At 40.8% G+C, this 20,770-nt stretch carries 20 protein-coding genes and 1 tRNA gene; 11 read left to right on the top strand and 10 right to left on the bottom strand.

Annotated features, from left to right (window positions below; all coding sequences use genetic code 11):
- The first annotated feature begins 115 nt into the window (after positions 1-115).
- The 4 genes from rfbA to SGI74_00660 are packed head-to-tail and all read left to right on the top strand — an operon-like array spanning position 116 to position 3,235.
- On the top strand, positions 116-979 hold the full coding sequence (gene rfbA, locus SGI74_00675) for a glucose-1-phosphate thymidylyltransferase RfbA (protein ID MDZ4675996.1): 864 nt from the start codon (positions 116-118) through the stop codon (positions 977-979).
- Positions 976-1,878, top strand: coding sequence for a dTDP-4-dehydrorhamnose reductase (gene rfbD, locus SGI74_00670; protein MDZ4675995.1), 903 nt, complete (start codon positions 976-978; stop codon positions 1,876-1,878). The genes rfbA and rfbD overlap by 4 nt, the downstream gene beginning before the upstream one ends.
- Positions 1,875-2,420 carry a dTDP-4-dehydrorhamnose 3,5-epimerase gene (gene rfbC, locus SGI74_00665; protein MDZ4675994.1) on the top strand — a complete coding sequence of 182 codons (546 nt, stop codon included), beginning with the start codon at positions 1,875-1,877 and terminating at the stop codon, positions 2,418-2,420. The genes rfbD and rfbC overlap by 4 nt, the downstream gene beginning before the upstream one ends.
- A complete protein-coding gene (locus tag SGI74_00660; GenBank protein MDZ4675993.1) occupies positions 2,417-3,235 on the top strand; it encodes a glycosyltransferase in 819 nt (272 codons plus the stop codon). Before rfbC ends, SGI74_00660 begins: the two co-directional genes overlap by 4 nt.
- A 50-nt stretch (positions 3,236-3,285) precedes the next feature.
- Here the strand turns inward: SGI74_00660 and SGI74_00655 are convergent, their stop codons facing one another.
- Both SGI74_00655 and SGI74_00650 read right to left on the bottom strand, forming a co-directional pair.
- Positions 3,286-4,437, bottom strand: coding sequence for a glycosyltransferase (locus tag SGI74_00655; protein MDZ4675992.1), 1,152 nt, complete (start codon positions 4,435-4,437; stop codon positions 3,286-3,288).
- A 32-nt stretch (positions 4,438-4,469) separates the two neighbouring features.
- Positions 4,470-5,915: an alkaline phosphatase family protein gene (locus SGI74_00650; GenBank protein MDZ4675991.1), complete on the bottom strand. Its 1,446-nt coding sequence runs from the start codon at positions 5,913-5,915 to the stop codon at positions 4,470-4,472.
- Between the two features lie 163 nt (positions 5,916-6,078).
- Here SGI74_00650 and SGI74_00645 point away from each other — a divergent pair.
- A tRNA-Ser gene (locus SGI74_00645) sits at positions 6,079-6,168 on the top strand.
- A 138-nt stretch (positions 6,169-6,306) separates the two neighbouring features.
- On the opposite strand, the gene SGI74_00640 is transcribed toward SGI74_00645, so the two are convergent.
- The 3 genes from SGI74_00640 to SGI74_00630 form a co-directional block, all read right to left on the bottom strand.
- The gene (locus SGI74_00640; protein MDZ4675990.1) at positions 6,307-6,594 is read right to left on the bottom strand and encodes an XRE family transcriptional regulator; all 288 of its coding nucleotides are present in this window, start codon (positions 6,592-6,594) and stop codon (positions 6,307-6,309) included.
- Positions 6,591-6,908, bottom strand: coding sequence for a type II toxin-antitoxin system RelE/ParE family toxin (locus tag SGI74_00635; protein ID MDZ4675989.1), 318 nt, complete (start codon positions 6,906-6,908; stop codon positions 6,591-6,593). The genes SGI74_00640 and SGI74_00635 overlap by 4 nt, the downstream gene beginning before the upstream one ends.
- A 154-nt stretch (positions 6,909-7,062) precedes the next feature.
- A complete protein-coding gene (locus SGI74_00630; GenBank protein ID MDZ4675988.1) occupies positions 7,063-7,839 on the bottom strand; it encodes a creatininase family protein in 777 nt (258 codons plus the stop codon).
- A 281-nt stretch (positions 7,840-8,120) separates the two neighbouring features.
- Between SGI74_00630 and SGI74_00625 the strand changes: the two genes are divergently transcribed.
- From SGI74_00625 to SGI74_00610, 4 genes are all read left to right on the top strand, one after another.
- A complete protein-coding gene (locus SGI74_00625) occupies positions 8,121-9,371 on the top strand; it encodes a hypothetical protein (protein MDZ4675987.1) in 1,251 nt (416 codons plus the stop codon).
- A 70-nt stretch (positions 9,372-9,441) separates the two neighbouring features.
- Positions 9,442-10,641, top strand: a complete 1,200-nt coding sequence (locus SGI74_00620; protein MDZ4675986.1) for a M6 family metalloprotease domain-containing protein — start codon at positions 9,442-9,444, stop codon at positions 10,639-10,641.
- 9 nt (positions 10,642-10,650) lie between these two features.
- Positions 10,651-12,762 (top strand): glycoside hydrolase family 15 protein, encoded by a 2,112-nt coding sequence (locus tag SGI74_00615; GenBank protein MDZ4675985.1) that lies wholly within the window; start codon positions 10,651-10,653, stop codon positions 12,760-12,762.
- Complete coding sequence (locus tag SGI74_00610; protein ID MDZ4675984.1) at positions 12,759-13,646, top strand: phosphatidylserine decarboxylase; 888 nt, start codon at positions 12,759-12,761, stop codon at positions 13,644-13,646. Before SGI74_00615 ends, SGI74_00610 begins: the two co-directional genes overlap by 4 nt.
- Here SGI74_00610 and SGI74_00605 read toward each other — a convergent pair.
- From SGI74_00605 to SGI74_00585, 5 genes are all read right to left on the bottom strand, one after another.
- Entirely contained in the window at positions 13,638-14,192 is a 555-nt protein-coding gene (locus SGI74_00605; protein MDZ4675983.1) for a DnaJ domain-containing protein, read from the bottom strand. The two genes, SGI74_00610 and SGI74_00605, sit on opposite strands and share 9 nt — an antisense overlap.
- A 77-nt stretch (positions 14,193-14,269) precedes the next feature.
- A complete protein-coding gene (ettA, locus tag SGI74_00600; protein MDZ4675982.1) occupies positions 14,270-15,946 on the bottom strand; it encodes an energy-dependent translational throttle protein EttA in 1,677 nt (558 codons plus the stop codon).
- Between the two features lie 79 nt (positions 15,947-16,025).
- Positions 16,026-17,045 carry a hypothetical protein gene (locus tag SGI74_00595; protein MDZ4675981.1) on the bottom strand — a complete coding sequence of 340 codons (1,020 nt, stop codon included), beginning with the start codon at positions 17,043-17,045 and terminating at the stop codon, positions 16,026-16,028.
- Positions 17,046-17,151: 106 nt separating this feature from the next.
- Positions 17,152-17,922 (bottom strand): hypothetical protein, encoded by a 771-nt coding sequence (locus SGI74_00590; GenBank protein ID MDZ4675980.1) that lies wholly within the window; start codon positions 17,920-17,922, stop codon positions 17,152-17,154.
- Between the two features lie 167 nt (positions 17,923-18,089).
- Positions 18,090-18,782 carry a urate hydroxylase PuuD gene (locus SGI74_00585; GenBank protein MDZ4675979.1) on the bottom strand — a complete coding sequence of 231 codons (693 nt, stop codon included), beginning with the start codon at positions 18,780-18,782 and terminating at the stop codon, positions 18,090-18,092.
- Positions 18,783-18,933: 151 nt separating this feature from the next.
- On the opposite strand from SGI74_00585, the gene pip reads away from it, so the two are divergent.
- Both pip and SGI74_00575 read left to right on the top strand, forming a co-directional pair.
- The gene (gene pip / locus SGI74_00580; protein ID MDZ4675978.1) at positions 18,934-19,884 is read left to right on the top strand and encodes a prolyl aminopeptidase; all 951 of its coding nucleotides are present in this window, start codon (positions 18,934-18,936) and stop codon (positions 19,882-19,884) included.
- Between the two features lie 125 nt (positions 19,885-20,009).
- Positions 20,010-20,750 carry a helical backbone metal receptor gene (locus tag SGI74_00575; GenBank protein MDZ4675977.1) on the top strand — a complete coding sequence of 247 codons (741 nt, stop codon included), beginning with the start codon at positions 20,010-20,012 and terminating at the stop codon, positions 20,748-20,750.
- Positions 20,751-20,770 lie beyond the last annotated feature (20 nt).

Here is a 20,770-nt window from a genome sequence, read left to right as displayed (position 1 = left end):
CAATCTCTCCAAACCACCGCGGAAAGCCAAGTGAAAAAGTAGACCTAAAGTAAAGTTTATGCTACTCACAAAACATCTATTTTAGATCATATTTATTGAAGCGAGGATTTAAGGCATGAAGGGCATATTATTAGCTGGCGGAAGTGGCACAAGGCTTTACCCACTCACACTCACCGTGAGTAAACAACTCCTTCCTGTGTACGATAAACCTACAATTTATTATCCGTTATCGAATTTGATGCTAGCTGGAATCAAAGAAATTCTCATCATCAGCACACCTCGAGATCTTCCTCGCATTCGTGATCTTTTAGGCGATGGAAGTGAAATTGGCCTTAAACTTTCATATGAAGAACAAGCAAAACCCGCGGGCATCGCACAAGCACTAACCATCGGCGCTGATTTTATCGGCAATGATTCAGTTTGTTTAATTTTGGGCGATAATATTTTCTACGGTCATGAGATGACTTTACTCCTTGATGAATCATCTAAGTTAAAAGACGGTGCGTGTGTATTTGCCTATCAAGTACAAGATCCTGAAAAATACGGCGTTGTAGATTTTGACGGAAATGGAAAAGCCCTGAGTTTAGAAGAAAAACCAAAAGTTCCAAAATCTAAATGGGCTGTTACAGGAATTTATTTCTACGATAAAACCTGTGTTGAGATTGCAAAAAATCTTAAACCTTCAGCTCGCGGTGAATTAGAAATCACTGATGTTAACAAAGCCTATCTTCAAAAAGGTAAATTAAACGTAAAACTTTTGGGTCGAGGAGTGGCTTGGCTTGATACAGGTTCAGCTGATTCACTTTTATCTGCGGCGCAATTTGTTCAGACTTTAGAAAAACGACAAGGTTTACAAATTGCCTGTTTAGAAGAAATTGCTTTTAGCAAAGGTTTTATCAATCGCACACAATTAGAAGCCATTGCTGAGAAATATCCAAAAAGTTCTTACGGCGATTATTTAAGAAGGCTACTTGAATGAAAATTCTCGTCACAGGATCGACGGGACAATTAGGAAAAGCTCTCGTTACAGCTTTTGGCAAACAATCCACACTCAATAATCAAAAAGTCGAAGTCGAAGTCGTAGCCCTTACTCGTTCAGAATTTGATCTAACAAAACCAAAAACTGTGGCCGAAGTTTTATATAAGCATCAACCTCAGTGGGTTATTAACACCGCAGCTTATACAGATGTGGCCCGGGCTGAAACTGAAGAAGATCTCGCGAACATCGTCAATGGTGACACACCTCGAATCATGGCTAAATGGTGTGCAGAGAATAACGCTTCTTTTATTAGCTACTCCACAGATTACGTTTTTGACGGAACTCACACATCGCCTGCCACAGAAGATCTTTCAACAAACCCTTTGAATGCCTACGGGCGCTCTAAAGTTCGAGGTGAAAAACTCATCTCAGAGATTGGGGATAAGTGGATAATTTTTAGAACATCATGGGTCTATGATGAATCTGGTAAAAACTTTCTACGCACCATGCTGAAATTTGGTCAGGAACGCGAAGAATTACAAGTTATCAACGATCAATGGGGCGCCCCAACATATGCCAATGATTTGGCCATGGGCACATTAGACGCCATTATAAAATTAAATGGACTTAAAGAATTCTCCCGAGGGATTTTTCATATGTGTAATGAGGGCGAAACCACATGGCACGGATTTGCCCAGGAAATATTTAAATGCGCCATGGACAAGAATATTCCACTCAAGGTAAAAATGGTAAAGCCCGTGAGTACGAAGGACTATAAAAACCCAGTGGTTCGGCCCCTTAACTCACGTTTAGACATGGCAAAGTTAAATAAAATCTTGGGAGTGAAGTTACGCCCCTGGGATCAAGCCGTAAAAGCTTGTATGGAGCATTTAAGTTGAAAGTATCAAATCTAGAATTAGAAGGCCTAAAACTTATTGAGCTGAAAGTGTTTTCAGATTCGAGGGGTTATTTTATTGAGCGTTTTAATTCTGAGAAATTTAAAGAACACGGTGTTCCTTATAATTTCGTTCAAGATAACCATTCTTTTTCAAAGGCTGGAGTCTTGCGTGGACTTCATTTCCAATTTGAACCCGTACAAGAAAAAGTTGTTGGCGTAACACGCGGAAAAATTTGGGATGTTGTCGTTGATATCAGAAAAAACTCGCCCACATTTTTAAAACATATCGGCATTGAACTTGGCGCTGAAAATGGACGACTTTTATATATTCCAGCAGGTTTTGCCCATGGATTTTGCGTAATGGGGTCCGAGCCCGCTGATGTTTTGTATAAAGTCGATACGGTATATAATCCAAAAGGCGAAGCTGGAATTTTATGGAATGCCCCAGAGCTAGGAATCAAATGGCCCGTAGATAATCCTATTATTTCAGATCGCGATCAAAAATTAATGACAATTTCAGAATTTAAACAAAAAAACTTATGAAAATTTCTCTCAGCATCGCTATTTATAAATCAACAGACTTTCTCAATCGCGTTTTAGAATCTGTTAAAAGACAATCTTTGATGCCTGACCAACTCATCATCACCGAAGATGGCGAGTTTGCCGATAATAAGAAGCTTGTAGATGAATGGCGTAAAAAATTAAATATTCCAATCAACCACATTACTCAAAAAGATATTGGAAACAGAAAACCACTTGCGCTGAACAAAGCCGTTTTAGCTTCAGAGCATGAATACATGGTTTTTATCGACGGTGATGTGGTTTTGCACAAAGACTTTATCTTGGCTCATAAAGAAATGGCCGATGAAAAAGCATTTCTCACCGGGCGTCGCGTTGAGCTTTCAAAATCAGCTGCTGATTATTTAACCGCAGAGAGAATTGCAGCAGGTTATTTAGAGAAAATGCCTTTTTATCTTTTGTGGGATTCTATCGCTGGTGAAACTTATAAATTCTGGAGATTTTTTAAAACTCCAAAGTTTCTACTAGGGCTTTTCGACCAAACAACGGTCCACGATATTCGCGGCTGTAATTTCAGCGTTCACAAAAAACACCTCATTGCCATTAACGGTTTTGGAAATGATTTCTCCGGTGCTTATGGTGAAGATTCAGATGTTGAATACCGTTTGAAATTTTTAGGTTTAAAAATGAAAAGCGTTAAAGGCGAAGCTCTACAATATCACCTCTGGCATAAAACGCAGACAAAAGATCTCGCCAATCAAGAACGCCTCGACGAACTCGTCAAACGCGGCGTTGCCCGCACAGAAAATGGACTTCAGCAGTCATCAAGCATTCAATAAATGATGACAAAAAACCGTCATTTTAAGCCTTGGTCTTCTATTTTGATTTTTTAATGTTTATAATAATTTAAAATTTGATCAAAAATCTGCGCTTGATCAAAATCTTTTTTCACGCGGGCTTTGGCGCGAGCGCCGAAGGTGGGCCATTGATCTTGAATGGTCAGAGCAACTTCCATTTTTACATTTAACGCTTTTGCATCACGAGGTTTAAAGAGCCATCCTGTTTCTCCCTCGCATACAATCTCAGGTGTTCCACCGCTTTGTGTGCCGGCAACTGGCAATGCGGCTAATTGAGCATCAAGAAGTGCCAAAGAAAAACACTCTTCATAACTTGGAAGTACGTACACATCTAAAGCTTTTAAATATTTATATGAATCATGAACTGTTCCCAAAAAATGAATGCGGCTACGATTTGCATTCTCAAGAACATCCACCATCTGATTTAACTCTTGGGTGTATTTTTCAGCTTCGGGATTATTGGGACTTGCTCCACCAATAATAGCTAAATGCACTTGTGGGTGTTTGCGCAAAAACTCAATTCCCCCTTCTAAAAACTCTTTTATTCCCTTTGATTCCTCAAGGCGACTGACGGTTCCAAAGATCACAACATTTTGAGGAAGTTTTAATTCCTCTCTGGCCTTTTCTTGAGTTAAAAAACCATTTTCTGTTTTTTCGATATCACGGCCATAATTTACGATGCGAATTTTAGAGGGGCTCACAGGCAGATTTTTTATCAACGCTTCTTTTGCCGAGCCACTGCTGCACCAGACTTCATCGACCAAAGAATATAGGGCAGTATGAAATGGATCTTGCTTCCGGTGATTGAGCCAAATATGAATTTGCAAAATAATTTTAGGAGGTTTAACACTCTTGAACGCAAATCGAAAAAACTTACGATAAATCATGGCTCCGTAGATATGAAAAATCTCTTGTGTGGAATGAAGATGAATAACTGAAAGCTCAGGTGAGCTGTCAAAAACACGTTTAAGCTTCCACCAAAATTTTATAGGCGCAAGAGCTGGATGAAAATCATACGGAATGACTTGAAGACCTGCTTTTTTGCATTCTTCTTCAAGCTTTGATCCAGGAAACACAACAAAGGCAACACTCTTGCCTTTTTTCTTTTGTTCTGCGGCCATTTGAAATGCGTATTGCTCAAGACCCGAGTAACTTCTTGATGGGCAAAAATGCAGGATTTCCATAAATATGACTTTCAGCCGAAATATGCTTGATGTCAATGGGTGGCGTCGAGAACCTCGGTTAACAATTCATAGGTAGCACCGCTGGGTCTACGGGTTTCAAGAATGCGAGACAATGTGGGTGCAAGGCTTGTGATATCTACACGTCGATGTATTTTACGGGGCTTCACACCGGGCCACCATACTGCAAGCGGTACCCAACTGTCATAGTCATACGATGTTTCATGAGAAATGGTATTGTCATCACTGGAATTCCAATAAGGATTCAAAACTCCCACCACATCTGGGCCTCGCGCAGGGTTATACGATTTTGCCAAACTCTTAAGCCAAGGGACTTGAGGATATTGATTGGATAAAATTTCATCCCGAGTAAAGGCACTCCAAATTGAACCATCAGCGATCAAACATTGCTTTGCCTTTTTACGGGCGTCTACTAAATCTTCTTGCTTCACCGTATCTGACAAATGAATAGAGGAAGTGCCGAGGAATCCGACAGAACCAACACCAGAAAGATTTAGACATTTATTAATTCTGGCTTTTTCTTTATCAAAATCGACTTTCCCACCCGGAATATTTTGTTTTTGGTGTTTTTTAATATCAACGCCCGCCCCATGATCACCGGTGACTACAACGATTAATTTTTTATTGCCGATTTTTTTTTGCAATTCAGAAACAAGACGCCCGATATTTTGATCTTCAACAATAAATGCTTTTTCAAGTTCTTTGGTATCATCTCCGTAGTGGTGAGAGACATAATCATGTGTGGAATAACTCACCCATAGGGCATCTGTTTTTTTGTGTTTTCCTAATTGAAATGCATCTGCCGCAGCCAGTGCTATATCTGTCGTATCAATAATTGCGTCTAAACTTTGAATGTAACCACCATCAGGTGGCGCTTTTCTGCCGTTGATTTTTTTATTCAAGGTTTTAAGCCACGTAGGCAATTCTTTTGAGGCAGAATATGCTGTACTGGTTGTCCAAATATTTGACTTAGGTGCATACCAGTAAACGCCGTCACCCGCATGACCCGCCAGCGCAATTGCAGCACGATCTTTTGCTGAGACAGACACTACTTTGGAGTCATCTTTCCAAAGCATTTTCATTTCATCACCTACGGTGGTGGTGAGAATGCGCTTAGCACTTGTGCCTAAAGCTAAATTGCCTTTGCTGTTATCAGCCGCAGCTTCGAGCCATTCGTTATCAACATCAGCTGTACAATAAGTGTCTTTTTTTAATTTCTTATCATAATCAAAATTAAACATGATCCCATGAAGGCCTGGGTCAGAACCCGTTGAGATAGCTACATGACCGGGGCAAGTGACATTAAAAAACTGACTGTGATGAGCGTCATCGTACAAAATACCTTGATCTAAAAGCCGTACTAATCCTGATTTGCTTAATTTAGATTTAATTCGGAAATATTCATCCATACGGAATTGATCAATAACGATAACAACAACAAGTGCAAGGGAGCTAATCATGGCGCATGTTTGGCTGAAAACTAAAAGCCAGGCAACTTAAAAAGCCCAGTTTTAGGGTTTTTAATTAAAATCAAACAAATGAGCTTAGAAAATAGCCAAAGGGTACACAAAATTTGGAAATCACTGAGATTTTATGCTACTCACAGACGTCTGTTCAGATAACGGAGAGGTGGCCGAGTGGTTGAAGGCGCCCGATTGGAAATCGTGTAAACGCGAAAGCGTTTCGAGGGTTCAAATCCCTCTCTCTCCTCCATTTTTTTTCTTCCCAAGACTCAAAACCGTCAATTTCTTTTGCACAAATGCTCCTAAATTAATTCAGTATGCTCTTTCGAGATAGTCAAAGATTTATTAGCAGCTTCTGTGCCGTTGTCCATAATTCCAAATAAAAAATCTATGCGGCTGAATTCTTAACACGAACCTCAGCAATAAGCCCAACAGCTTCAATAAGTCTTAATACGCGGTCAATAGTGACCTTTTGCAAACTACCCGAGAGAATCCCTGTAACGGCACTTCGGGGAAGTTTCGCTAATTTAGCAACCTGCACATGGGTGAGTTTCTTTTTTTGGATGGTTGCCAAAATAGCCGTGATAAGTTGAGCCTTAATAGTAGCCTCCATACCCCGAGCTTGAGAAATACTAACCATTTTTGCTATTTCTGAACCAGTGCTTTTACGTTTCATCTTCCAATCTCCTTCAATCGTTTCTTTGCCAAATCAATATTAGGTTGTGGTGTTTGGCTGGCCTTTTTCATAAATGCATGGAGTAAATAAATTGTTCCTCCACCAATCAAAACATAGATAACTCTATAAATTCCGGCCCTATCTCGAAACCTAAGTTCATGAACTCCCCTGCCTATAGAGGACATGGTCCGTGATAAGGGCATCGAAAGAGTATGGCCCTCATCCAATCGAGCCAAAGCATCGGCCAACTCACCCCTAATATCCTCAGGAAAGTCAGCAATTTCTCTTGAGCACTGAGGGAGGCTTGTAATCATACAGGTGTAATGTCTCATAAATAAGACATATGGTCAAGTGATTTTGTATTGAATCCAAAACTCAAAGAGCCTATCTTTGGCCATCAAGATTCAGGCGCTAGATTTAATATATTGTAAGTTATGAATTTGCCTGTCTTAGGGATCAATGAAACTATCACCGAAGATTTTCCAAATTTTGAATGTCAGTCATTATTGATTTAACAAGCGCTTCGACGAGTACTTTAGCTTTTGAGGCTAAAGTCGCATCACCCCAGATTCCCGATGCAGAGAATGTGGTGCCTTCTTTTTTTGTTCGCGAAAGCGGCCCATCACCTGGGTGGTAATCCTTTTGGGCCTTCTTCATATCGACGGATTCGGGAGCCATCACCAGCATCATTGACGTCTCACCTTCGTCGGCATGGGTTCCGCCCTCTTGTTTCAGAACGGCCTTTTCCACAGGCTCCATTGCTTTAAGAATATTTGTATAATGAAGAGTAATCCCTTCCTTTGCCAAGAGCTCAGCCGCTGGTGCCAGCGATTTTAGCGTAGAAACGCCCGTATTGATCACGTAAAATTTTTTGGGGCCGTGTTGAGCGAGACTCTTGCAAATGTCCACGACCATGTCGCGTGCGGTTTCTAACCTTAAATGGGTTGAACCGGGGTAGTCCAGAAATGCAGGGTAAAACCCGTAATTCAATGTTGGCGCAATAACCACATTAGCCTTCTTGATCACACGTTTTTTCAAATATTCCGCCATTAGGAAATCATTTTTGAGTTTCAAATGTGGGCCATGTTCTTTAGCAGCGGCTCCTAGGGGAATGACCACGATCGTCTGTGGCGTCAGCGCCTTTTCAGCCTCTTTCCAAGTAAGATCTTCGAGCACTTTACCTTTGTTGGCAGCCATTGCGACTGCTCCGATTGAAACTATGACCACTGCAATGAGATTTTTCATAAGTGAGTTCATTCAACATTCCATTTGCTCTGTCTATTTGGCAATCGGTTTTGGCACTGGAACCGAATAATCCATTTTCGACAGATATAAACCGAGAACGACTGAAGATACAGCTAAAATTCCAGGCCTTGTTTGTTTTCCACACGCTTACTCTCGCGACCTCTCCTCCATGAATTCGTCAAAAACCCATACAATTGATCACCCCATTGTCACCGCCAAACACCCAGATAGCACCCTAGTGGGCTTTTCAATTGCAGCATATAGTTTGCGGGGTTTGGCATATGGCACTACTTAAACATCTCTTCAATATTACGTTGCTTATTGGTTCGGCTTTTTCAGCATCTGGGTGCAGCGAAATGCATTTTTACAAGGTAGAGCAGTCCGTAAGACCCCTCGCCTTTAATGCTTTTCGCACTATACAACCCGCACTTGCTTCTCGAGGTACTGGTTGCATCATGTGTCACTCAAATATCGGATCCAACATCATTACTGATTTCGGATATGGTGGTGATGGTCGGGGGTTGAATTATTTTTTTGGTGGCACTCCCAGTGTTCTTCCGTTCGGATTGCATAACACAAAGGGCAATAGCGTTTATGGGGACTTTGATTTAACAACGGGTAGTAATAAAAATTGGGCATCTGCAACACTCACAGGAAAGACAATCACCGTGCCGCGCGCACCAACCTCAGATGTCGATGTTTCAGAACCCACATTAGCAGCGTACCTCAAATTTATTTTAGCAAACAGTGATGTTGAAGTAAGTAAAGCAGTGCAAGTTAAAGAGGTAAGCAGCGTTTACATCGGTGCACCCACTGCTGATCGAATAAGAGCTGTGGCAAATCTCAGTGGTGGCGAAACTCTTAAATATATTCCGACTCATTCTGACTCCCCAGCACTATCTGGCATTCAACTCTCTACACTTGGCGGCTATTTCACCAACGCAAACATTATAACTTGTGAGGGTGAAGTCATTATCGATGGAATTCTTTGGCTAAACAACGCTCAAATTAACACAGAAAAAGGTTGTCACCTCTATGTCACAAAATCAGTTTTTATTTCTGGACCTGTAACCTTCACGACTACAAACGATTCACGTAATTTACAAATCTCAAGTGCTCGCGCTATTGCTTTAGGACTTGGTCGTAACACTTGTGCAAGTACAATTAGCGGTTTAGACTCAATCGCCTATCGACTGGGCTTCGCAAACGCCTCCATTTTCACCGGTTTTTTTACTCGCAACCTCGGCACACCTACTGAAGGGATTGTCTCAATAAAAGCTGACGCTGATACTATCGGAGTTTTAAAAGATGCAGTATGTGAACCCTTAGGCAGAAATGTTGGTTTTGAACGATTACTCCTCAACGCTCCTGTTGTGCATAGCCGCTATAAAGGAAAATTCAGCGGATCTATTATCGCCGAAATCACATTAGCTAGTTTAGGTTCACTTATATTCACCTTCGATCCAGTTCTTGCACGTGTACCAATCTTACCCCTTCTCTCACCGTCAGATTATTTAACCGTCCAGGATTGAGCACAACTCCTTCTAGTTGACTCACCCACCTTCACCCGGTTATTTATCTGTGCAAAAGGGAGAGGGGTTTATGAAAATTTTTATTCTGGTTTTCGCAGTAATTATATGTCTGAGCTCAACATCAATTGGTTCCACAGTTCCCACCACTGGTACCTGGCTCGGTAATCAGCGAGCCCTAGTGTTACTTTTAGAATGGGCTGATAAACCCAGCAACCACACAAGACAAGTTGTCGACGACACTTTCTTTAAACTTCAAGCTCCTTCACTCAGACAATACTTTGTAGAAAACTCAACCGGTAAGTTTGATATCACCGGTGATGTTTTAGAATGGAAACGCTCCACACTTAAATGGAATGCACAAAGAGGATGTGAACCCAATTTCATTGCACAAGAAGGTTGGAAACAGTTTTCAAACCTCATAAATATGAAAGATTACGATTCAAATAACGACGGCAAAGTGGATCATCTCTTTATCGTACACACTGGTCGCATTCCCCATGATCGCGTTGGACCTTCATGTATGTTTGGAAGGTTATCTCAGGCAGAACACACCATCGTTTTTCAATCAGAAGGTGTTGGCTCAATTGGCGGTGCACTTCCCATTGGTTTTTTTCTTCACGAAGCAGGACATGAACTTTTCGGATTTCCCGATCTCTATAACGATCACTATCACGGACGCTACGGAATCGGAATGTGGGGCATGATGGGCCTTGGCGCCTGGGGAACCACCAATACGATCAAACAGGAAAATCTATTTCGATATCCAAGTCATTTTGAGCCGTACAGCAAAATACAAATCGGTTGGGTAAAACCACAAATCATTAATAAAACTCAATTAGGATTAAAACTTAGACCCGTAGAAACCAGCGGCGATGTGATTGCTATTCCCCTTGGCTATGGAACAAACTACTACCTTGAGTATCGTTCAAAACAAGGTTTCTCCACTGATCACAGAGGACACGGACTTCTTATCTGGAATAATTATAAAATCATCCAAGCAGACGGGCGCGATGACATAAACTCTGGAACAAATCTTGGTCACCGACCTCTCCCACCGATCAGCGAAAATTTTGGCGACGAAAGTGATCCGTTTCCTGGAGCCCTCAAAATTACAAAATTTGTTGATGCAAAAAGAGGCATAAGTGTTGAAAACATTGTTCAGTATAATGATCGTATTGAATTCAATGTGACAATTACAAATGCAGGCATGCAACAAGAGCGTGTTGCTCCAACGACTTATAAAAAACGTTTCAACCTCAATCATTTATAGGATGATTTAATGAAAAGAAGTATTTTCTCTACCATATTACTTCTATGCATATTCACAATTGGTGCGACACCAAATTTTAATGAAGCACCCAATGGCCCTGGCATGATGGGCGTTTGGGGGCGCCCTGATAAACAAGGATTTCTCGCAACACTTAAACAACCTGTAACCGCCACAATCGCTGAAGGTATTTTATCAGAGGTTTATTACCCCTCACTTGATCGCGCCCAAACACGTGACACTCAACTTATTTTTATCGTCGATAATACTATTTTAGAAGAGCGTAAAGATTTCGTTCATACCGTTACTCGATATCCACATTCCCTGGCTTATCACGTTAGTTCGGTGAGCCGCAGAGCCAACATTCGTATTGAAAAAGATATTTTACTTGATCCAACTCAACCAACAGTTATCGTGAATTATCAACTTTCGATCAATACGCCTCAACCACCCCGCATTTATGTTTTACATAATCCAGCTACTGACAACACCGCTGGTGGAGATGCTGTTGCCATCATAGCCAATGCTCAAGAGCCTGGTGAAATTCTCAGCTATCAATCTGATCGTCGTGGTGATGAGCCCGCCGTATTTGCACGTCGTACCGTTCAAATTTTAAAAATGAATCGCCCCGCTGAAGATGGCGCCGTTGGCTTTGAAGGCGTGAATGCCCCATGGAATCAACTAAATCAGTATCATGCACTTCCATATAAGTATCAGAGTGCTCGCAATGGAAATGTCTCAGGTGCACTCGGGTTTACTCCAAACACATCTCAAGTTCAGTTAACACTCGCATTAAGTTTTACAGCAGAACAAGCTGGGCTAAACCCCACTGAAGTCTTAAGACAACTCACTCATAAAAATTTCAACACACCCGTTAGTCAATTACTCGCCCTCCAACAACAAGAATGGTCAGCGTACTTGGCAAAACTTAATTCAATCGGTCAAAAGCTTGAACCTCACGTACTTATGATCAAAGGTATGGAAGATAAATTTTTTCTCGGCGCAATTGTTGCTGGGCCTGCAAAGCCTTCGCTTCCAGATCAAATCGAACTCTCAGAACATGATTATGAATCAGCAAGACTTCGCACTGGAGATGCCAATGGCGGTTATCACCGTGTATGGCCGCGGGATCTTGCACAAATGGCTTTAGGTCTTATGGCTGCTGGAGATTACATAACAGCTACAAATATCGCTCGTTATTTTGTAAAAACTCAAAAATCAGATGGAACATTTTGGCAAAACACTTGGGTAAATGGCGATCCAAGTTGGCGCATTTTCCAAATAGATCAAACTGGGTTTCCGATTATTTTAGTGGGTAAGCTTTTAGAAGAGCGAGCCATTAACTACGATGAGTTTCGCTCAATGGTCGTTCGCGCTGCAGATGCACTGGTGAAATTTGGCCCCTATACAGGTCAAGATCGCTGGGAAGAAGTTGCTGGATTGAGTCCAAATTCTATAGCAATTGCTACTCAAGGTCTTTATGAAGCTGCTTGGCTTGAAAAAGAAAGGGATCCAAGTCGCGCACAAATTTATATGAACACTGCAAATAAATGGCGCGATAATGTTTTTCAATGGACACTTGTTGCAAATGGAAATCTTGGGCGAAATTATTTTGAACGCATTCATATTGGTCACCCTGATAATCACAATCACGCAACACCACTTCAAATTGCAAACGGCGGACAAGTTTATGAAGAAAATGAAATTATAGATGGCGGCTTTCTTCAATGGATCATTTCTGGTTTGATCGCAGGTCAAGACCCGCGCTTTACCTCTTCATTAACTATTTATGATCGAATGGCGCGTGCACAAGCTCCCGGAGGCCTCGGTTATTTAAGATATAATCATGATGCTTACGGTACAAATCAAGTTGGCAAAGCCTGGCCCCTACTTTCTGGCGAGCGAGCCCTTGCCGCTATCATGCGAGGCGAAGATCCCATGCCACATGTTAATGTTTTGGTAGAAAGTATTAATCCAGCCACAGGAGTAATGTGTGAACAAACGGGGGTCAGCGTTTGCCCCCTAGGTTGGGCTCATGCAGAAGCACTTTTAGTTGCGCGCAGTCTTGCTGACAAAAGAAGTTACTATATTCCTAAACGCATCAAAACGGGTCGAGCACAATGAACACACCTGAAATAAAATTTTGGAACCGTGAGCAGGGTCGACTTGAAACCGAGCAAGTCTATGGCGATCAAATAGTTCGATGGCTCTACGAGACTTCATACGGACAAAAAATAGCTGAAAGATTTTTAACACGAAAAATTATAAGTAAAGCTTATGGGTTTTACCAAGACTCAAGATTAAGTCAAAAAGCCATTGCACCATTTATTCAAAATTTTAAAATTAAAATGAGTGAATATGAAAATGAACATTTTAAAACATTTAATGATTTTTTTATCAGACGCTTTAAACCCAATGTAAGGCCATTTGCAAAAAGCAGTTCAATGCCCGCATTTGCTGAAGCAAGATATCTAGCCTTTGAAAAAATAATAGCTGATCAAAAATACCCCGTAAAAGGAGATCATCTTTCAGCTCAAGCATTACTCGACAGCGAGAAACTTGCAGAGCCCTTTATTGGAGGCCCCCTCTTGATTGCCCGACTATGCCCGGTAGATTATCATCGTTTTCATTATCCAGATGACGGTACAACAAACAAGACCTATCGCATTGAAGGAACTTTACACTCTGTTAATCCCTTAGCATTAAAATATAAAAGTGATATTTTTTGCACAAATGAACGGCACATTAGTATTTTAGAAACTACCAACTTCGGCAAACTCGCCTACATAGAAGTAGGGGCCATGGCCGTTGGTAAAATTATTCAAACACATCCAAGTGATCAACCCTACAAACGAGGCGATGAAAAAGGATATTTTCTCTTCGGGGCATCAACTGTAATTCTCATGGGAGAACCTGGCCGTTGGAAACCCGACGGGGACATTATTGAGCAATCAAAACAAAATCGTGAAAGTTTTATTAAATTGGGTTCTCAAATCGGATCAAATTAATTTTTTATATGCGGCAGAAATCAACTTAAATGCTTCAGCGTTATTTAATTTTATATCACTCACATTAACGCGAGCATCAGGATGATATTTTCTTGCAAGCCTGCGATACGCACTCTTGATTTCTTCAGTTGTTGAATACTCATCTATTTTTGATTCACCAAATTTTAAAAAAACCTTAAGCGCATTTAATTGATCAAATGTAAGTTTTCGTTTCACTCGTGACTTTGGAGTCTCAACTTTATTTGAAGTTGGTGCGAGTTTGAAAGTAGGCGCTGAAACCGGCGTCACAAAATCAAATAATTTTTGTGCATTTACTTTTTTATTTTCAGTTTTATATTTAACTTTTACGTTATGCATTACCGATTTATCAAGTGTCACTTTAAACTGGTCGTTACCAAAAACAAGGCGACTTAGAAAATCAGCTTGAAGCTCAGTCTTAGCATTGAGTGTATATGATTTTGAAAAACCCAATGAATTATCAAGTTGGCTTTCAGTGGGCTTAATCAGCGAGTCTAGAATTTCAGCAAAACTCTTCGCATCCTTCATACCTTTCTTTTCGGCTATGAAAGGCAATGCTAAAGCCAATCATCTGACACCGACTAAAGACGAGATATAAAATATGCCTACTGTTTTAATTTCTTATAACGAATTCGATGAGGTGTGAGGGTTTCGACTCCCAATCGCTTTTTTAAGTCTTCTTCGTAATCTTGATAATTACCCTCGTTAAAGACCACGCGACTTTCATCTTCAAAGGCTAATATGTGAGTCGCAATACGATCTAAAAACCAGCGATCATGGCTGATTACCAAGGTGCAGCCTGAAAAATTCAAGAGCGCATCTTCAAGCGCACGAAGAGTATTTACATCAAGGTCGTTTGTTGGTTCGTCGAGGAGTAATACGTTGGCACTCTCTTTTAGCATTTTTGCCAAATGAACACGATTGCGCTCACCACCAGAAAGTACACCCACTCGCTTTTGCTGATCTGTACCTGAAAAGTTAAACCAAGAAACATACTGACGCGCCGGGAGTTCACGCTTACCAATTAATATTTGCTCAGCACCGCCTGAGATTTCTTCATAAATTGTTTTTTTATCATCAAGTGATGCGCGTGATTGATCAACATAACCAAGCTTCACAGTACTTCCTACAACGACATTTCCTTTATCAGGTTTTTCTTGACCCGTGATCATGCGAAATAAAGTTGTTTTACCAGCACCATTGGGGCCAATGATCCCAACAATTGCTCCTGGAGGAATTGAGAAACTTGCATTATCAACTAATAATTTATCTCCGTAAGCTTTGGAAACGCTCTCAAGCTTAATAACCACATCACCCAAACGTGGCCCAGGTGGAATTTGTATCTCTACATCTTCCATTTTAGTTTTTTGTTCTTCTGCCAATAGATTTTCATATGCAGAAATACGAGCCTTACTCTTACTTTGACGAGCACGTGGACTCATTCGAATCCATTCAAGCTCTTTTGATAAAGTACGTTGACGCTTACTTTCAGTTTTTTCTTCTCCGGCCAAACGTGCTTGTTTTTGCTCAAGCCAAGAAGAGTAATTTCCCTTCCAAGGAATTCCTGTTCCACGATCAAGTTCTAAGATCCAGCCTGCAATATTATCTAAAAAATAACGATCATGGGTAACTGCGATTACCGCACCCTTGTAATCTCTGAGATGATTCTCAAGCCAAGATACTGATTCAGCATCTAGATGGTTTGTCGGCTCATCAAGTAATAATAATTCAGGAGCTTCAAGTAGTAATTTGCACATAGCCACACGGCGACGCTCACCACCAGAAAGATTTGTAACTGCACTTTCACCAGGGGGGCAACGAAGTGCATCCATAGCGACCTCTAAAGTGCGGTCTAATTCCCAAGCATTAAGATGATCGAGTTTTTCTTGAACGCGAGCTTGCTCCTCTAAAAGTTTTTCCATTTTTTCAGGAGGCATCTCTTCTGCAAACTTAGCATTGATCTCATCAAAGCGTCGCAGCAAAGCAACAACTTCACCCATACCCTCTTGAACATTTTCTTTTACAGTTTTTGATTCATCAAGCTTTGGTTCTTGCGGAAGAAATCCAACGCGTATGTTTTTACCAGGAAATGCTTCACCAACGAATTCTTTATCCATGCCGGCCATAATTTTAAGCAGCGAACTTTTACCTGAGCCGTTAAGGCCAAGAACACCGATTTTGGCACCATGATAAAATGAGAGAAAAATATCTTTAAGGACTTGTTTGTTGGGGGGATATACCTTACCCAAACCCTTCATTGTATACGCAAATTCCTGTGCCATTGTAATTCCTTATAATTCAAGATTTTGATCAGAAATTATCTAATTTAGAAACAATCAATGACATAACAATCAGAAATTATCAACGATAACTCAGTGATCCAGAGTAGCAGTATTCAGTTTCAAGCTTACGTGAAGTGCCATGCACTATACCGCGACCGTTTATAATGGCCTGCTTGCGCGCTTTGACGTCACTGACATACTCAGTACGCACGTGGCGAAGACGTAGTTCAAGAATCTTATCTAATCGCTCAGTGGCAGTTGCCTTCGGGCTGGCTTTTAAATATGTGGCAAAATCTGCCCAATCAGTAGAGGGAATGCTCCCATTTTGTACTGTCACATCAAACATCATGAGATAGGCACGCAGCTCTCTAACACCAATGCGTTTTTCGTAATCAAGTGATCTTGTATGCATGGGCAGTGTTGCTTTTATTTGAATCGAGATATACTCGGGTAATTTTGCCAAAGCTGTGAGTTCCTTTGACCACTCCGGTATGAAGCGCCCATTACTTTGATACAGATTGGCCTTTGCCCAATTTATAGAATCAGAATTACGAGATGCCGCTTTAATTAAAGTATCAAAACCAATATCGAATCGATTCGAGGTTTCAAAATCTTCAAGCGTTAAAATTTTATTTTTTTCCCAAAGCGCTAACATATCAAGCACACTTTGAAACCGCTTACTCCCAAAGACACTTTCCATTTTTGTATAATTATTATTTCGCATTTCGATAAGTAGCGGCTGAAGTGAGCCAGTACCCAATGTTTGATTGAGTAGACCGAGGCTTAAGCCCGTGCCATCAAAATTGTTTGTGATATTCCCCCAACCTGCACTGCCTTCAAAACTGCCAGAGAGATTAAGAGCTAACATTAATGCGTCGCGATCTGAGGCTGTTAATGAAGATGGCCACTTAACATTTGAAAAACTTAATTTTGAGCAAATTTTAAGTGCAGAGGTAAGACCCTCATTACCTGTACTTGGTGGCGTATCAGCATCGGGCTCGTTAAGGAGACTTTTAACGCTAAAACTTTCATGAGGGCCGCAAGAAGTAACAAGAAATACTCCCGATAAGATAAGAAGCGTTTTTATGAAGTTTCGCATCTTACTAGTTTGACAGTGAAGAAATATCTTAGAGAGTCCAGATTTTATTTGGCGACTTAGGTCTTAAGAAGAAAGGCTAGAGCCACTCTCCTGGCAAGATAAATATTTATGAACTGCGTGCTAATGACTCAGGGGAATCAGAAAAATTCTCATCTTCTTTGACTTTAGGAGCATCTACAATAGGAGCATATCTTGCGACACTAATAGAAGTGGTAGTTAAACCATTTACGCTATTGGTAATGAGTTTTACTAAATCTAAGCTTCCATCTTGATTTTTATAAATTACAACACCATCAAATTGGCTGGGTTTGAATTTCAATGCATCCGGAAACCCAGTAGTGGCATTGTATGCAGGTTTTACCAAATACGTTTGTTCAACACCTGTTTTGCCAATTACCACATTTATGTAACGAGCACCCAAAAGGTTAACGTTTTTTCCATCAGCCTCAATTTTACGCCACATAGTTGTTGGAAAACTTGTTACTAAAAGTTCAAGATCAGGTGTGATGTTTTTGGAGCGTGCACATTCAAGCCGTGTGTTTGAAAACAATTCTGGAGACGATGCGTCTACTGAATCAGTTGCTAAAGCCTCTACAGATTGCTGACCATTCGAAGCATGAATGTATACTTCTCCACTGCGAAATTCATATTTGCCCGCAGGGACTTGACCAATTTCAATTTTAGTACCTTTAAATTCAAAACGATCAAATTCTTTTTCAGTACACTCTCTTTGAGGTTTACTAAGATCGATCGCCTTCTCAGTATTATTAACTGAAACTTTGTCATTGGACGTACTTTTGTGTCCTTTTTGACCATCGCCGCAAGCAGCTAACAACATGGGAACCACAAGGGTTATAGCAAATGTTTTTGTTTTCATGGGCTGGATAATAAAGGCAAATCCACATATGAACAATATGTAATAAATCTGCGGAGTGTATGTGATTTGAGCATGCCAAATAAAAAATGTTTTGGTTCGATGACTTAGAAGAGCACTGGAGAGTGAAACAAAAAACGGCACCCGAAGATGCCGTTTTTACATCATCGTTATTTAGTTAATACTTCTACAATCAAATACATAACCACTGTGAGTGCAAGGCCACAGTGGATAACACCCTTTACGGTAGTCAAAGGACCAAGCTTTCCTTTAAGCGCATTAAATTCAAGTGCTCCGATGATCAAAGTGAGCACACCCATCAACATACCAGTGTTAGCGGTCGCTGAAATCTGCACGCCTAAATGTGATGCGGATCCCATAAAAAACAACATTGGTACTGAGAAAAGTACGTTAGTACGTGAGGCTACTAATGCGCGAGCACCACGTGCTGCTGCTTCAGGAAGTGGCTGCCCACCTGATGCTGCTTGAGTTGCTGATTGTATAACAACTTTTTGCGCAGGCCAGATGACAAACCAAACGTTAAACCACATCACAAGCGCTATAAGCATACCGATTGAAATTAAAAGTGCTTGTGGATTGTGCATATCAAAATTTCCGTTCATTCCAAAAAGAAGAACGCCAGAAATCATGGTGAACATTGCACCCCAACGAAACCACCAAAGAGCGCGAGGTAATAATTTTTGAATCGCATTGGATTTACTTGAAGCATCCGCTTCGCCAAAATACGGACCCTGAACAAAGTTAAAATAATAAAGCATTCCGATCCAAGTGAAGGCCGCTAAAAAGTGAATCCACCTGAGTAAGAAAATTAAACCACCGTAAGTAAACAGTGCAAATGACATAAGATGATTCCTCCAACATGTAACTTGACTCAAATATTTTTGAGCAAGTGACACGGTTATTGATTGATTCCGAAAAAAAGCGTACATCAAAATCTGCGGCGTTGCAAAGATAAGACCGAGCTTTATGTCGACACGCGTTAAAGGAGAACTTATGCGCGATTTATTTCCCGAAGTTGAACCCTATAAAACCCAACGGCTCAAAGTTTCACCACTCCATGAGCTTTATATTGAAGAAGTAGGAAACCCTGAGGGACAACCAGTTTTATTTTTGCACGGCGGCCCCGGCGCAGGATTATCAAAAAAACACCGCAGATTTTTTGACCCAAAACATTACCGCATTGTACTTTTTGACCAACGTGGTGCTGGCAAAAGTACTCCTCATGCGTCTTTAGAAGAAAACACCACATGGCATTTAGTTGATGACATCGAAAAAATTCGAAACCAACTTGGCATTTCAAAGTGGGTTGTATTCGGTGGCTCATGGGGCAGCACACTTGCACTTGCTTATGCACAAACCCATCCACAATCTGTAAGTGGTTTAGTTTTGCGAGGAATTTTTCTTTGCAGACCTGAAGAGATCAATTGGTTTTATCAAAAAGGTTGCGATTTAATTTTTCCTGATCTTTGGGAAGATTATATTAAACCCATTGCCCCTGATGAGCGCCACGAAATGGTGAAAGCTTATTATCGGAGGCTTACAAGCTCCGATGAAAAAGTACGCGTTGAAGCTGCACGTGCCTGGAGTGTATGGGAAGGATCAACAATTAAATTATTACCTGATCCTCAAGTCATTGCCTCTTTTGGTGAAGAGCACATGGCCGTATCGATCGCTCGCATTGAGTGTCATTACTTTATAAATAATTGTTGGTTTAAAAATGAAAATCAGCTTGTAGATGATGTGGATAAAATTAGAAATATTCCAACGGTGATTGTTCACGGCAGATACGATGTGGTCTGCCCCATTAAAAATGCGTGGGATCTACACAAAGCTTGGCCCGAAGCTGAGTTTAAAATTATTCACGACGCAGGCCACGCCGCCGATGAACCGGGGATTATTAATGCGCTGATTGAAGCGACTGAGAAGTTTAAGAAACTACAATAGCAGTTAGATATGAAAAACAACCGTTACTTTTCATATCAGATAATCTCCAAAAAACTAGAGCGCCAAGAGGCTTTGCACTTTGTGTTCTTCTTGTGCTTCACCGTAAGCCACGTTAAATTCCAAATATGAAAGTGATCTCGATGATTCCGTCTTGGACTGAAACTCTTATTGCAGCGGGTGTTGATGTTGTAGGACGCACGCGTTTTTGTATTCATCCAAAACCAGAGGTTTCAAAAATTCCTGCTGTTGGTGGAACAAAAGATATTAAGTGGGACAAAGTTAAAGAACTAGGCGCTGATCTTTTGTTACTTGATCAAGAAGAAAACCCTAAAGCCATGGCTGATGAATCACCACTTCCTTATATCGTCACCCATATTAAATCTGTCAGTGATGTAGAGCGGGATTGTCGAATGATGGCCGATAAATTTAAAAATAAAAAACTTGAAGATATAGCCGATCGCTGGAAAAAAATCTCAACACATAAACCAAAGCCAAGAACTCTTGAAGAAATTCCGGGAATTATGAAATGGCTTAAATCTCCCACAATTGATGACGCAAAATTCATTTATCTGATTTGGAAAAATCCGTGGATGGCGGTATCAAAGCAAACCTTCATCGGATCAGTTTTTGAACGTTTAGGTTTAGCCGGGCATATGATTGATTTTTCAACGGCCTACCCTGAAATAAAACTTGAAGACTACAACCCCCTTAAAACTCTACTCCTCTGCTCTACAGAACCATTTCCTTTTGCAAAAAAACAAGACGACTTATCAAGCCTCCCCAACCCCTCAGCCATTATTGACGGCGAAGCCTACAGTTGGTTCGGCGTCCGCTCTTTGGAATTTTTAGAAAAAAACATCCGCTAATCGGACACAATTGCCCACGA

This window comes from Oligoflexia bacterium (genome assembly GCA_034439615.1).
In the GTDB taxonomy this organism is placed as follows: Bacteria; Bdellovibrionota; Bdellovibrionia; order JABDDW01; family JABDDW01; genus JAWXAT01.
This window is presented reverse-complemented; position numbering and strand designations above follow the sequence as displayed.